Below are 12373 nucleotides of genomic sequence, written 5' to 3'. Positions count from 1 at the left end.
CAGCACGGCCATCGGAGAGTGTCCGCCCGGCACGCCGGATCGGCGCCGTGAACCACACCATCGTGTCGCAACCGTGACGTGACCCGGACGTCACCGGCCGTCCACCCCGATCACCGCATCAGTGCGGCCGCGCGCTCCCCGAGCATCAGCGCCGTCGCCGCCGGTCCGCGGCGCGGCACGACCGGGATCACCGACGTGTCCACCACCCGCAGGCCCGCGGTCCCGTGCACCCGGAACTCCGGGTCGACCACGGCCGCCGGGTCGTCCGCCGCCCCGAGCGCGGCGCTGCCGCACAGGTGCGAGGAGGTGGTGAGCGACCCCGCCACCCAGGCGTCCAGCTCCGCGTCGGACATCCCCGCGGTCACCGGGATCGCGATCCCGTCCGAGGACAGCAGGTCCCCGGCGAACCGCACCACGGCCCGCATCCGCGCACGGTCCAGGGACGAGGCGAGGTAGTGGTGGGCGATCCGCGGGCCCTCCGTCGGGTCCGCGCTGACCAGGACCGAGGCGCCGCGGCTCTCGGGCTGCTGCAGCGCGCACATCAGGTGCCGCGGCCCGCCGGGGGCGAACGGCCGGCAGAACAGGAGCACCTCGAGGTCGCCGGCCGGGTCCGACGGCAGGGCGGGGTCCAGGGTCGCGGCGTCGAGGTGGACCACCGCCTGCGTCGAGACCGCCTGCGGGTGCAGCGACTCGTCGTAGCCGAAGCCGAGGAACACCGAGGGGTGGTCGCTCCACCCGTGCCCGACGCCGGGCCGGTCGACGACCACCCGGACGCCGGCCGCCCGCAGCTCGTCCGCCGGGCCGATCCCGGACAGCGCCAGGAGCTGCGGCGACTTGACCGCCCCGGCGCAGAGGACGACCTCGTCGGCCTCGATCCGCTCGCCCCCGCAGGTCTCGACGCCGACCGCCCGGGTCCCGTCCAGGCACACCCGCGCGACCGGGCTGTCGCCGCGCACCGTGAGGTTCTCCCGCCCCAGGTGCGGCAGGACGTAGGCCATCGCGGCGTTCACGCGGATCCCGCGCACCGCGTTGGCCGGGACCAGCCCCACCCCGGGCGGCCCGCCCGCGTTCTTGTCCCGCTCGACCGGCACCCCGAGCCCCGCGGCGCCGCGGATCACCCGCTGCGTCAGGCCGGCCAGCAGCTCCCCGGCCGGCCGCTCGACCGGGACCGGGCCGCCCTGCCCGTGTTCCGGGCCGTCGAAGTCGTGGTCGTCCTCGGCGCGCACGTAGGCGGACCGGGCGACGTCGTACGACCAGCCGGGCCAGGCGTCGACGTCGGCCGGGGTCGCCCGGAGGAAGTTCGCGCCGTTGATCGCGGACGACCCGCCCAGCACCCGGCCGCGGGCGGTCGTCGAGCGGTGCCCGGTCGCGAGCTCGGTGGGGAACGCCCAGTTCAGCGCGTGGTCGGCGGAGGCACAGCCCAGGGAGGCGACGTCGAGGACCTCGGGCGGGTACGACCCGGCGTCCGGGAAGGCGGGTCCGGCCTCGAGCAGCAGGACCCGCCGCCGCGGGTCCTCGGAGAGCCGCCCGGCCAGCGCGCAGCCGGCCGAGCCCCCTCCGACGACGACGACGTCCCAGGCCGGGGCTCGCCCCCGTCGCTCCGCTCGCCCCACCGGCCCTATCGTGGGGTGTCGGAGAGCCGTTCGCTCGGCCGCGCCGCCGCCCACTCGCCGACCTTGTCGTTGTTCACCGCGAACCACAGGTCGTCGCCGGCCTGCCGGTCGAGGTAGACCACCGAGGCGGCGCCCTCCATGCCGGTCCCGGTGGTCGGCACCGTCAGGAACTCGATGTTGCTCGCCCGCAGGTCGCGCAGGTTGAACACGAGCTCGGCGAGCCCGGTGTTGGACAGCGAGTCGTCGACGCCGACGTGCTGGGTCACGGTGTTCACGAGGTCGTACGCCCGGGTCGGGCTGGACAGCGTCCCGGCCGAGAGAGACTGGGAGACGAGGGCGCGCAGGGCGTTCTGCTGCCGGCGCACGCGGTCGAAGTCGCCCTGCGCGAGGCTCTTGCGCTCGCGGACGTAGACCAGGGCCTGCTCGCCGTTGAGGTGCTGCGGGCCCGCGGGCACGACGACCCCGCCCCGCTCGGTCTGCTGCCCGACGTTGACGTCGATGCCGCCGGCGGCGTCGGTCATCTGCTGGAAGCCCGCGAAGTCGATGACCGCGAAGTGGTCGACGCGCACCCGGGTCAGCTGCTCGACGGTGTTGATGAGCAGGGTCGGGCCGCCGAACGAGTAGGCCGCGTTGATCTTGTTCATCCCGCGGCCGGGGATGTCCACCCAGGAGTCGCGCGGGATCGAGACGACGCTCGCGCTCCGCCCGTCGTCGGCGATGGTGGCGAGCATGATGACGTCGCTGCGCTGGGCGCCGAAGACGAAGTCCGGGGCCGTGGCGTCGGAGCCGGTCGTCGCCTCGGGCGAGCGGGAGTCGGTGCCGACGAGCAGGAAGGTCTGGCCGAGCTTGCCCGCCGGGCGCTGGGTCTGGTCCAGGCCCACGAACACCGACGGGTAGCGGCCGACCTGGTCACCGAGCTTGTTCGTGACGAGCACGATGCCCGCCGCGGCGAGCAGCACCAGGATCAGCACGCCGACCAGCACGTAGACCAGCGCCCGCAGGCCGCGCCGACGGCGGTTCTCCGGCGGCTCCGGGTCCCCGGTACGGAGCAGTGCGTCGACGCTCATGCGATCCCTCTGTTCTCATCCCCCGACGCGGCCCGGCATCACCGGGTCGTGTGAACGCTGTCGTGCGCCCGACGGTCGATGTTACGGCGCGTAGCCCGAACGGCCTAACACCACTCCGACGTTCCGTGAACGTCACTCCGTGGTGCTCGCTCGTCGCTCCGCGTCGACCGCTACCCGCCCGGGCGCTCGCCCGCCGACCGGCAGGCTCCTAGCGTCGAGTCCCATGAGCGCCCCCGAGCTGCCCGAGACGCCCGACGCCGCCGTGCTCGAGCGGGTGCTCGACGGCCTGCGCTCGCTCCCGGAGCAGACCCGGCGCGTTCCCGACGGCGGGTCGGAGCCGGCGGCGGCGGCCGTCCCGCTGCCCCGGCGGCGCTCCCGGGACTGAGGCCGACGCCGCCCCGTGGTGCCAGCGATGGTCCGTTGCTGACACCCGACGTCAGGATGGCGCCGCTCGCACGCCTGGCGCCCCGTCCGCACCGCGGGGACAGTGGGCGGCGAGGACGAAGGAGGGCGCCATGACCATCCCGGACCCGTCCCGCCCCACCTCGGGCATGGACCCGATGCCGCAGCGCCGACCGCGGCCGCCGCTGCCCGGCGACCCGCCGCCGCACGAGCTCCCGGACGACATCCCGGACCCCACTCGCCGTCGGGAGGGGCGGTTCGTGGCGGTGGGGAAGGACGACGGGCGCCGCCACGTCGTCGACGTGCCGTTCGGCGAGGCCGGCGACCCGACCGGGCTGCGGGCGCGCTGCGGCGCACCCGTCGAGCAGGTGGTGCCCGGGCTTCGGGCCGATCAGGCCGACTGCCCGGAGTGCCGCCTCACAGGGCCTTGGACGGCTTCGTCGCGCTGACGCGCTTGACGAACAGCAGCCGGTCGCCCCGCTCCAGGGCGTCCACCTCGGGCGAGTCGATCTGGTGGATCTCGCCGTCCCGCACGACGCCGAGCACGATGTCGCGCAGGTGACGGGGGGAACCACCGAGCTCGGAGGCCTCCACGTCGCGCTCGGAGAGGCTCATCCCGGCGTCCGGGGTGAGGAGGTCCTCGACGACCGCGACCACGTTCGGGCTCGAGGTCGCCGTGCCCAGCAGGCGGCCGGCGGTCTCCGCGGACACCACCACCGAGTCGGCCCCGGACTGGCGCAGCAGGTGCACGTTCTCGGTCTCGCGGACCGCGGCGGTGATGGTGATCCGCGGCGCGATCTCGCGGGCGGTGAGGGTGACCAGCACGGCCGTGTCGTCGCGGTTGGTGGCCACGATCAGCGACGAGGCGTGCGGCAGCCCCGCGGTACGCAGCACCGACGACTGGGTGGCGTCGCCGCGCACCGTCACCAGCCCCATCGCGGAGGCGGCGTCGAGCCGGGAGCGGTCGGTGTCGACCACCACGATGTGCTCGGGCTCCGCCTCGTCCCCGAGCAGGGTGTCGACCGCGGCCTTCCCCTTGGTGCCGAAGCCGACGACGACCACGTGGTCGCGCACGCGGGACCTCCAACGACGGATGCGGAACGCCTGCCGGGACCGCTCGGTCAGCAGTTCGACCGTGGTACCCACCAGGACGATGAGGAACAGCACACGCAGGGGCGTGATGGCGAGGATCGTCCAGAGCCGCGCCGAGTCGGTGACCGGGGCGATGTCCCCGTAGCCGGTCGTGGAGAGCGAGACCGTCGCGTAGTAGAAGGCGTCGATGAGGCCGATGGGGCCGTCGGTGTTGTTGTCGACGTAGCCGTCGCGCTGCAGGTAGACGATCATCGCGGCCGCCGCCAGGGCCCCGACCGCGAAGAACAGCCGCCGGGCCAGGGCGATCAGCGGCCCGACGCGCCGGTCCGGCATGACGACCGTGACGCCGCTGCCCGAGGCCTCGGCGGCCTCGCGGGCGAGCGGTCCGCGGCGCACCACCCGGTCGTGCGGGCCGCTGGTCACAGACACGGCGCGCAGCGTATCCGCGGTGATCCGGACGACCCGCAGACCGGCGATCGTTGCCACGATCGAGTGAAGACGCGCCTCGCTGTGTCAGGAACCCTGCGGATTCGGGTCACTCCTGGTGACAAGGCCGGCGACACCACCCTCCCGGGACACGGAGCGTGCCCGCGGAGATCACTGGCCGTGAACGAGAGGAGCCCCGACGTCATGGGAGACCGGTTCGCCAGCCACCCGCTCACCGACCTCGACGAGGAGGTCGACGGCGGGCCGGACTGGGTCGAGGCCCTCGCGGCCCTCGACGAGTGCGACGGCTACGTGGTGCTGATGGTCGACCCGCAGACCTCCGAGGTCGACGCGCACGGCCCGTACGGCGGGCCGGAGGCCGCCATCGCCGCGGACTCGCTGCGGACCTCGCTCACCGCGGAGGGCCTGGAGGACGTGGTCGTCCGGATCGTGCGCCTGCACCTGCCCGCCGACGCCGCCTGAGCGCGACACGCCGCGCGGACGGGTGAGGACGAAACGTTCGCGGCGCCCGCGACGACGTGTCGGACATGATGGGTGACCACGCCGCTCGCCGGCTGCCCGCGCAGGTGGGCCGCGACTCCGCGGGCGAACAGCGCCTCGAGGCCGCCGCCCGCGTCCGCCACCTCGCCGCCGCCCTCGTGCCGGCGCAACGCTGCCCCTCCGCCGGACCCCGTCCGCGCTGACCTGCCCGCACTCCTCCCCGCCCGACCCGGGCCGGCGTGAGTGACCCTGGCCATGTCGACCGTCCGGCGGAACTCGCGCTGCCACGCCGCCGCGAGACTTCCGTGCGGCCACGACCCCCGGTAGAACACCGATTCGTCGACGACCCGTGTGGGTGTCGAGACATCGGAGCGGGCGGGGGGTCGAGGCGATGACCGCGGCGAACCGCCGGAGCGCGCCCGGTGCGACACGGTCGGACCAGGGTGCCGCCGAGCCCCTCCCGCGCCTGTGCGAGGTCGACCTCGCGGCCCTCGGCGTGCACCCGCCGGTGCCCGAGGTCCCGGTCGAGCGCGACGCCGACCACCGCATCGAGGCCGCCGTGGGCGGGGACGCCCCGGTGGTCCTGGTCGCCGCACCCCGTCTGGCCGGGGCGACCCTCGCGCTCGCCCGCGCCGCCCGGGTACTCCTGGGCGACCACCGCGTCGTCCGTCCCGACCCGGCCGCCCTCGCGGGCTCCGCCCCGCTCTCCGGCCCGGCCGACCCCGCCCTGCTGGCGCTCCTCGACGACCGTCCCGACGACGGGTCGGTGGTGTGGCTCGACGGCGTCGGCCCCGCCCTGCTCGCCGCCCTGCTCACGGCCCGCCCGCCGGCCGGCGTCCGGATCCTCGCCACCGTCGACGACGCGCTGCTCCACCCGGACGTGACCCGCACGGTCCCGGGACCGGACGTCGCGCTGCTCCGGCTCGCCGGCGAGCTCACGCCCGCCGAGGCCGCCCGCGCCGGCGCGCGCACGCTCGGCGGCTCCGTGGACGTCGGGGCCGCCCGCGACCTGCTGCTGGGCCGGACCGCGGGCGGTCCCCGCTTCGGGCGCCCGAGCCGCCGGGTGCCGGCGCCGGCCCGGGCGGCCGTCCTGCGGGCCGCCGTGGACTGGAGCCGGCTCGGCGTGCCGCACGCCCTGCCGACCCCGCTGCTGGCCCGGCTGGCGCTCGCCTACGCGCGGACAATGCCCGACACCGTGCCGACGCCCGGGGTGGAGGACCTCACCCGGGCCGTGGAGGAGCTCGTCGGGAAGGGCGGGCCGGGACGGCCGCTGCGCCGGCTGCGCCTGCCCGAGGGCGTGCACCACGTGCCCGACGCCCTGCTGACGGTCACCGCGGACCGGCTCGGCCGGGACGGCTGGGAGCCGCCGGACCGGCTCCGCGAGGTGGTGGGCGACCTCCTCGGGACCGCCGCCGACCGGGCGGAGCGGCGCACCGTCGGCGTCCTCGCGGTCGCCCGTGGATTCGACGACCTCGCCGCGGCCCTGCTGCGGCCACCGTCGGCCCCGGACGCCCCGCAGGCGCTCGCGCCGGGTGAGCTCTACCGGCTCGGCGTGGCCTCGCTGCAGTCCGGCCGAGCCGCGGAGGGCCGCCGGTGGTTCGGCGCCGTCCTGGACGCCACCCCCGACGACGGGTCCTGGCGGGAGCTGCGCGGTCGCGCCGCGTTCTGGCTGGGCCTCGACCGGGACGCCGACCCGGTGGACCGCCGCCGCCACCTCGAGCTCGTCGTCCGCGACGGTCCACCGCGCGACGCCTCGGACGCCGCGCTGCTGCTCGCGGGCCTGGAACGCGACGCGGGACGGTTCGACGCGCAACGCGGGTGCCTGCGGGCCGCCGTCGCCGCCGCGCGGTCGGCGGGCGACCCGGGACGCGAGGCCGAGGCCGCGCTCGACCTCGCCCACCTCGATCGGCACAGCGGGCGGACCGCGCACGCCCGCGAGGGCTACGAGCGGGTGGTCGACCTCGTCGGGCCCGACGGACCGGCCGCGCTCGCAGCGGCACGGGCGGTCGCGGACCTGGACAGGGCCGACACCGACACCGACACCGACACCGACACCGACACCGCCGACGCGGGCTTCGTCCCCGACCCCCTGCCCGAGCAGCGGGCGGGCTCCGCCGGCCCGCCCCTCCCCCGGGGCGGTGACGACGCGACCGACCCGGGCGGTCCGCTGGAGGGTCCGTCCGACCGCCCGGCGGTCCCGCCGCGGGCGCCGAGCCCGCCCGGCTGAACCCGGGACGCAGCTCAGCCGGCCGCCACCACGGGGGCCGCAGCGGGCGCCGGGCGCGGCGCCGGGACCGATCCCGCCGTCGGGAAGAGCTGACCGGGCAGTGCGGGCAGCGGGGCGAAGACCGACCCGCCGAAGAGTCCGTGGCCCGTGCCGGCGGTGGCGAGCAGCGCGTCCTGCGCCTGCCGGGGCAGGGTCGCGACGTCCGTGCCGGTCATGCCGCCGGCGGCCATCTCGTCGAGCACGCGCTGCGGCCACGACCGTGACGAACCGCCGACCACCGGGACCCCGCCCCGCGACCCCGCGCACCGGCTCCGCAGCGCGGCGAACGCGTCGGCGGACAGTGCGGCGCGGGCGGCGTCGAGGAAGGCGGCGCCGAGGTGGTCGTGCAGCATCGCGACGTTGTGCGCGGTGGCCGGGAACCCGGCGCGGGCGAGCAGCGTGGGCGCGTACCCCGGAGACAGGCGCGGCGCGACCTGCTCGGCCCCCGGCCCGGCCCGCAACACGAGCGCGACCACCATCAACGCGACGACGACGGCGACGATCCCGACGATCCCCATGACTGGCCCCCTCGGCCGGCGGGAGCGGGTGGCCCCGATGCCACCACGCCCTGTGACGCCATCGTCGTCGGCCGAGACGTCATCGTTACGAGACCGCGACCCTCATCGCCCGTTCGGGCGTATCCGGACGACCCATCACGGGAGCCGAAACCGCCCCGCCGTGACCTGATCGTGATGCGATTCGCCGCAACCACCCGCGCTCTCACCCGGACGGCCTAGGACACGAGCCTGCAGAAGCCCTATCTTGATGCCGCACTCCCCGCCGACGAACCCTCGAGGAGTCCCGGATGTCCTTCGCCAGCAACGCCCTGATCGCCGCGGGCTCGTCCGTCGCGGCCTGGCTCACCGCGCCGCTGGTCAGTGCCGCCGTCCACGGCACCACCGACCAGCGCACGCTGGCGTCGTGGAAGGACGAGACCGGACCGATCCCGCTGCCCCGGCTCGACGACCGGCGCGACGGCGGGTACGACGCGCCGGCCCGGCACGCCTGACCCCGGGGGCGGTCACGCGGCCCGTCACCCGTTCGCGCCCGGACCCCCGTCCGGGTCGCCCCGGGTGAGCGGTCGGCCGCACCGCAGGTGACCGGAACGGCGGAACCAGCTCGGCCGTGTCGCGGGCGATGTGTTCAGGAGAAGCCCACCGAGGCGCCCGTTCCGAGTCGAGGACGTGATCGCGATGTCCCGCACCGCTGGTCGTCACCACCGCTCGCACCTGGAGCGGGAGCGCAGCGAGGCCCGCCTGCAGCTCGCCCGGGTGGCCCGCGCCCACCGCCGCGCGGAGCAGGTCGGTGCGAGCACCCCCGTGGACGGCACGCCCGCCCAGCGCAGCGGTGCCCCGCGCCCGCACGTCATCGACAACGCGATCGCCCGGCGCGACCCGCTGACCCGCCCCCTGCCCGCGGCCCCGTCCCTGCCCGGCGCCCGCCGCGCCCCGTCCGCGCCGCTCCCCGTCCACCGGCGGCGGCCGGAGGCGGCCGGGGTGCTGTGAGGCGGGTCCGGGCATCGACCGGGCCGTCGGGGGGAACCCCGCCGTCATGATCGATCCCGACGCCCGGCCCGACCCCGAGGACACGGCGAACGCCCCCGCCGACCCACCGGCGCACGCCGGGCCGGACGACGACGACGCCGAGCCGGCCTTCGACATCGACCTCGACCCGGAGGACCAGGGCACGGCGGAGGCCGCCGCCGAGCAGACCGACTGAGCCGCCGGTCAGCCCCGGCTCTCGCGCCAGGCCCGCTCGAAGGGCAGCCGCCACGCGTTCGGCGCGATCAGCTGGTGGATCGCGTTCGGACCCCACGACCCCGCCGGGTAGGGCTTGACCGGTGGCGGGTCGTTCAGCAGCGGCGTGGAGCGGTCCCACAGCGACTCGATGCCGTCGGCGGTGGTGAACAGCGTGTGGTCGCCGCGCATTGCGTCCAGGATGAGCCGCTCGTAGGCCTCCAGGACGTCGTCGGCCTCCTCGGTCTCCTGCGTGGAGAACTGCATCGAGAGCTTCTGCAGCCGCATGCCCGGGCCCGGGCGCTTGCCGTAGAACGACAGCGACACCCGCGAGGAGTCGGCGAGGTCGAACGTCAGGTGGTCCGGCCCCTGGGTCCCGACGCCGGATCCCTGCGGGAACATCGTCCGCGGCGCCTCCTTGAAGGCGATCGACACGATGCGCTGGCCCTCGGCCAGGCGCTTGCCGGTGCGCAGGTAGAACGGCACGCCGGCCCAGCGCCAGTTGTCCAGCCCGACCCGCAGCGCGATGAACGTCTCGGTGTCGGAGTCCTTCGCGACCCCCGGTTCCTCCCGGTAGCCGCCGTACTGGCCGCGGACGACGTCGGTGGGGTGGATCGGGAGCAGCGAGCGGAAGACCTTGTTCTTCTCCTCGCTGATGGCCCGCGGTTCCAGCGCCGTCGGCGGCTCCATCGCGACGAACGCCATCACCTGCATCAGGTGCGTGACGACCATGTCCTTGTACGCGCCGGTCGCCTCGTAGAAGCTCGCCCGCTGGTCGAGCCCGAGGGACTCCGGCACGTCGATCTGCACGTGGTCGATGAAGTTGCGGTTCCAGATCGGCTCGAACAGGCCGTTGGCGAACCGGAAGGCGAGGACGTTCTGGGCCGCCTCCTTGCCCAGGAAGTGGTCGATCCGGAACACCTGGGACTCGTCGAAGACCTGGTGGACGAAGTCGTTGAGCTGCACCGCGGACGGCAGGTCGTACCCGAAGGGCTTCTCCATGACCACCCGCGCACCGGTCACCAGGTCGGCGTCGCGCAGCATCGCGACGACCGACGTCGCCGCCTTCGGGGGCACCGAGAGGTAGTGCAGCAGCCGCACCCCGTCGCCGAGGTCCGCCGCGGCCTCCTTCACCGCGGAGGCGAGCGCCTCGGGGCCCTCGCTCTGCGGGACGTAGGTGAGCTTGTCGGCGAAGTCCTGCCAGTCGTCCTCGGCGAGCCGGTGCATCCCGAAGTTCGAGACCGCGTCGTGGGTCAGGGAGCGGAAGTCCTCGGTGGACAGGTCCTCCATCGCGGTCCCGACGACGCGGATGTCCGGGGCGAGCTCGGACTCCGCGAGGTAGGCCAGCCCCGGCAGGAGCTTGCGCTTCGCCAGGTCCCCGGTGCAGCCGAACAGCACGATGACGTGCGGCGCAATCGGGTCGAGGTCGCGGCGGAACGGCCGCGAGCCCGGTCCGGGATAGGCGATGTCGGAATTGCGTTCGGACAACGGAGCCTCCCGCTCGTCGAGTGCCGGGAGGACCGTAGCCCGGTTCGGTGACGGGCGGGTGTCGCCGACGTGCGCAGTGGCGGTCAGCGGATCCAGGCGGGGTGGACGCGGGGCACGAGGGCCAGCGCGTCGTACTCGCGCGCCGGGACCACCGGCGTCCGGGCCCGCAGCTGCCCGGAGTCGACCACACTGCCGAGCCGGCGTGTCGTGGTCGGGGTGGCGGCCCAGTCGGCGAGCTCGCCGGGCGCGTCCCGCAGGTCGACCAGCCGCTCGTCGGTTCCGCCGCCCAGCGCGTCGTGCAGTCCCGCCTCCGCCGTGCCGGCCAGCAGCGGGAGGCGGTGCGTCGTGGGCCGCGGGTGGATCGGGCGCAGCAGCCGCCGCCGCACGGCCGAGACGCTGCCGTGGGCGAACAGCCCGCCGACCGCGTAGTACGCCTCCCCGAGCGCGGCCCGCAGGTGCCGGCCCGCCGTGGTCGGGTCGCCGACGCGGACGAGGTCGTCGTGCGCCCAGAACACCGCCGGGGCGTCCGGGCCGGCGGTGGCGGCGCGGGTGACCGCCTCCGCGACCAGGCGGGCGCGCAGCACGGGGGCGCTGGTGTCGGGGAGCTGCTCGGCCTCCTCGGCCGACGGGAACGGCCGTCCGCGCGGGGCCGCGGCGACCTCCGCGGCCCGCGCCAGGATCCAGGCGTGGTCGAGCGCCTCGGCGTAGCGCGCGGGCGTGCTCTCGGCGACCAGCCGCGCCTCGCCGGCCACCATCTCCTGGTGGAGCCCGACGACGGCGTCGCGGTGGGCGGGGCGCAGGGGGCGTTCGTCGGGTTCGCGGTCGAGCAGCTCGGCGAGGCCGTCGCGCGCCCCGGGGAGCAGGTCGGGGGCCACCGCGCGCAGGAAGGCGCCGAGGGCCTTGACCGAGCGGGCCGGCCGGACCGGGTCGGCGCCCACGACCCGCACCCGGTCGTCCGGGGCGACCATCTCGTTGCGGTCGCGCAGCCACCCGACCAGGTCGACGACCTCGCGGGTGTCGTACTCCCACCCGCCGAGGGCCGCGACGGCGTCCCCCGGCGACCCGAGCCCGCGGGCGGCGGCGTCGAGGCCGGTCGCCCCGGCCTCGCTCGCGCCGATCACGACGACCCGCGTCCCCAGCTCGTCGACCGCCCACTGGACGACCCGCCGGCCGAGTTCGAGCAGCTCCCGGGCCCCGTGGGCGGCGGCGCCCACGCCCACGACCCGCACCCCGCGCAGCGCGGGCGCCCAGGCGTCGAGGCCGACGGCGTCGACCGGCACGGCGCGCGCGGCGACCTCGCCGGCGACCCCCTCGTCCATGGCCGCACCCTACGGAGCGGGCCGGTCGGCCCGACGTCGGGTCGGGAACCGACCCTCGTCACCCCGTCGAGTGACATTACGCCGAGTGGCCTAACGAACGTCCTCCGTGACACGACACCCCGGGTGAGCGCGTCCGCAGCCGCGGACGCCGGTCCACGTCTTGGGGGTACGCCAGCATGTCGAAGCCAGCGACCGGAGCCGCAGCCGCCGTCGCCGCGCTGGGAGCGTGGCTCGCCGTCCCGATGGTGGCGATGCGCCGCAAGGGCACGCTGACCGAGCAGCAGATCGCCGCGATCCGCGGCGAGTCCCGGATCGACTGGTCCGACGCCGAGGCCCGTGAGCGGGCCGCCCTGCGCCGTGCCCGGGTCCGCGAGGCCCAGGTGCGCGCCGCGATGGCCGCGATCCCCGAGCCGCGCTCCGGGGACCTGCCGCAGCGGTCGCCGCTGACCTGGTGAGCCGCCGG

Annotated in this window: 15 protein-coding genes; 9 read left to right on the top strand and 6 right to left on the bottom strand. The window is 75.9% G+C overall.

The window, feature by feature from the left end:
* Nucleotides 1–110: 110 nt before the first annotated feature.
* Complete coding sequence (mftG, locus tag WCD74_RS14350; protein ID WP_337695531.1) at nucleotides 111–1613, bottom strand: mycofactocin dehydrogenase MftG; 1503 nt, start codon at nucleotides 1611–1613, stop codon at nucleotides 111–113.
* 5 nt (nucleotides 1614–1618) lie between these two features.
* Nucleotides 1619–2680 carry an LCP family protein gene (locus WCD74_RS14345; protein WP_337695530.1) on the bottom strand — a complete coding sequence of 354 codons (1062 nt, stop codon included), beginning with the start codon at nucleotides 2678–2680 and terminating at the stop codon, nucleotides 1619–1621.
* Nucleotides 2681–2903: 223 nt separating this feature from the next.
* Here WCD74_RS14345 and WCD74_RS14340 point away from each other — a divergent pair, with 223 nt between their 5' ends.
* Both WCD74_RS14340 and WCD74_RS14335 read left to right on the top strand, forming a co-directional pair.
* Entirely contained in the window at nucleotides 2904–3065 is a 162-nt protein-coding gene (locus WCD74_RS14340; protein ID WP_337695529.1) for a hypothetical protein, read from the top strand.
* A gap of 130 nt (nucleotides 3066–3195) precedes the next feature.
* Complete coding sequence (locus WCD74_RS14335; protein ID WP_337695528.1) at nucleotides 3196–3531, top strand: hypothetical protein; 336 nt, start codon at nucleotides 3196–3198, stop codon at nucleotides 3529–3531.
* Here the strand turns inward: WCD74_RS14335 and WCD74_RS14330 are convergent.
* Nucleotides 3500–4507, bottom strand: a complete 1008-nt coding sequence (locus WCD74_RS14330) for a potassium channel family protein (RefSeq protein ID WP_337695723.1) — start codon at nucleotides 4505–4507, stop codon at nucleotides 3500–3502. The genes WCD74_RS14335 and WCD74_RS14330 overlap by 32 nt on opposite strands.
* A 297-nt stretch (nucleotides 4508–4804) precedes the next feature.
* Here WCD74_RS14330 and WCD74_RS14325 point away from each other — a divergent pair, with 297 nt between their 5' ends.
* The 3 genes from WCD74_RS14325 to WCD74_RS14315 all read left to right on the top strand — a co-directional run bounded on the left by WCD74_RS14325 (nucleotide 4805) and on the right by WCD74_RS14315 (nucleotide 7328).
* Nucleotides 4805–5083, top strand: coding sequence for a hypothetical protein (locus WCD74_RS14325; protein ID WP_337695527.1), 279 nt, complete (start codon nucleotides 4805–4807; stop codon nucleotides 5081–5083).
* 65 nt (nucleotides 5084–5148) lie between these two features.
* On the top strand, nucleotides 5149–5304 hold the full coding sequence (locus tag WCD74_RS14320; RefSeq protein ID WP_337695526.1) for a hypothetical protein: 156 nt from the start codon (nucleotides 5149–5151) through the stop codon (nucleotides 5302–5304).
* A 188-nt stretch (nucleotides 5305–5492) separates the two neighbouring features.
* Complete coding sequence (locus WCD74_RS14315) at nucleotides 5493–7328, top strand: hypothetical protein (protein WP_337695525.1); 1836 nt, start codon at nucleotides 5493–5495, stop codon at nucleotides 7326–7328.
* Between the two features lie 14 nt (nucleotides 7329–7342).
* Here WCD74_RS14315 and WCD74_RS14310 read toward each other — a convergent pair whose 3' ends face one another.
* A complete protein-coding gene (locus WCD74_RS14310) occupies nucleotides 7343–7885 on the bottom strand; it encodes a hypothetical protein (RefSeq protein WP_337695524.1) in 543 nt (180 codons plus the stop codon).
* Nucleotides 7886–8172: 287 nt separating this feature from the next.
* On the opposite strand from WCD74_RS14310, the gene WCD74_RS14305 reads away from it, so the two are divergent.
* The 3 genes from WCD74_RS14305 to WCD74_RS14295 all read left to right on the top strand — a co-directional run bounded on the left by WCD74_RS14305 (nucleotide 8173) and on the right by WCD74_RS14295 (nucleotide 9086).
* Nucleotides 8173–8376 carry a hypothetical protein gene (locus WCD74_RS14305; protein ID WP_337695523.1) on the top strand — a complete coding sequence of 68 codons (204 nt, stop codon included), beginning with the start codon at nucleotides 8173–8175 and terminating at the stop codon, nucleotides 8374–8376.
* A 184-nt stretch (nucleotides 8377–8560) separates the two neighbouring features.
* Nucleotides 8561–8872 carry a hypothetical protein gene (locus tag WCD74_RS14300; protein WP_337695522.1) on the top strand — a complete coding sequence of 104 codons (312 nt, stop codon included), beginning with the start codon at nucleotides 8561–8563 and terminating at the stop codon, nucleotides 8870–8872.
* A gap of 46 nt (nucleotides 8873–8918) precedes the next feature.
* Nucleotides 8919–9086, top strand: a complete 168-nt coding sequence (locus WCD74_RS14295; RefSeq protein ID WP_337695521.1) for a hypothetical protein — start codon at nucleotides 8919–8921, stop codon at nucleotides 9084–9086.
* A gap of 8 nt (nucleotides 9087–9094) precedes the next feature.
* Here the strand turns inward: WCD74_RS14295 and zwf are convergent, their stop codons facing one another.
* Complete coding sequence (gene zwf / locus WCD74_RS14290; protein WP_337695520.1) at nucleotides 9095–10591, bottom strand: glucose-6-phosphate dehydrogenase; 1497 nt, start codon at nucleotides 10589–10591, stop codon at nucleotides 9095–9097.
* Between the two features lie 83 nt (nucleotides 10592–10674).
* Nucleotides 10675–11910: an erythromycin esterase family protein gene (locus WCD74_RS14285; protein ID WP_337695519.1), complete on the bottom strand. Its 1236-nt coding sequence runs from the start codon at nucleotides 11908–11910 to the stop codon at nucleotides 10675–10677.
* A gap of 176 nt (nucleotides 11911–12086) precedes the next feature.
* Here WCD74_RS14285 and WCD74_RS14280 point away from each other — a divergent pair, with 176 nt between their 5' ends.
* The gene (locus WCD74_RS14280) at nucleotides 12087–12365 is read left to right on the top strand and encodes a hypothetical protein (protein WP_337695518.1); all 279 of its coding nucleotides are present in this window, start codon (nucleotides 12087–12089) and stop codon (nucleotides 12363–12365) included.
* Nucleotides 12366–12373 lie beyond the last annotated feature (8 nt).

The sequence above is a fragment of the Actinomycetospora aurantiaca genome, from assembly GCF_037401875.1.
Classification (GTDB): Bacteria; Actinomycetota; Actinomycetes; order Mycobacteriales; family Pseudonocardiaceae; genus Actinomycetospora; species Actinomycetospora aurantiaca.
The sequence above is the reverse complement of the archived record's forward strand: the minus strand, read 5'-3'. Positions and strand labels throughout refer to the sequence as shown.

Coding starts and splice junctions, on each gene's coding strand:
- WCD74_RS14345 (WP_337695530.1), bottom strand. CDS start 2,680: ATGAGCGTCGACGCACTGCTCCGTACCGGGGACCCGGAGCCGCCGGAG.
- WCD74_RS14340 (WP_337695529.1), top strand. CDS start 2,904: ATGAGCGCCCCCGAGCTGCCCGAGACGCCCGACGCCGCCGTGCTCGAG.
- WCD74_RS14335 (WP_337695528.1), top strand. CDS start 3,196: ATGACCATCCCGGACCCGTCCCGCCCCACCTCGGGCATGGACCCGATG.
- WCD74_RS14330 (WP_337695723.1), bottom strand. CDS start 4,507: ATGCCGGACCGGCGCGTCGGGCCGCTGATCGCCCTGGCCCGGCGGCTG.
- WCD74_RS14325 (WP_337695527.1), top strand. CDS start 4,805: ATGGGAGACCGGTTCGCCAGCCACCCGCTCACCGACCTCGACGAGGAG.
- WCD74_RS14320 (WP_337695526.1), top strand. CDS start 5,149: ATGATGGGTGACCACGCCGCTCGCCGGCTGCCCGCGCAGGTGGGCCGC.
- WCD74_RS14315 (WP_337695525.1), top strand. CDS start 5,493: ATGACCGCGGCGAACCGCCGGAGCGCGCCCGGTGCGACACGGTCGGAC.
- WCD74_RS14310 (WP_337695524.1), bottom strand. CDS start 7,885: ATGGGGATCGTCGGGATCGTCGCCGTCGTCGTCGCGTTGATGGTGGTC.
- WCD74_RS14305 (WP_337695523.1), top strand. CDS start 8,173: ATGTCCTTCGCCAGCAACGCCCTGATCGCCGCGGGCTCGTCCGTCGCG.
- WCD74_RS14300 (WP_337695522.1), top strand. CDS start 8,561: ATGTCCCGCACCGCTGGTCGTCACCACCGCTCGCACCTGGAGCGGGAG.
- WCD74_RS14295 (WP_337695521.1), top strand. CDS start 8,919: ATGATCGATCCCGACGCCCGGCCCGACCCCGAGGACACGGCGAACGCC.
- WCD74_RS14285 (WP_337695519.1), bottom strand. CDS start 11,910: ATGGACGAGGGGGTCGCCGGCGAGGTCGCCGCGCGCGCCGTGCCGGTC.
- WCD74_RS14280 (WP_337695518.1), top strand. CDS start 12,087: ATGTCGAAGCCAGCGACCGGAGCCGCAGCCGCCGTCGCCGCGCTGGGA.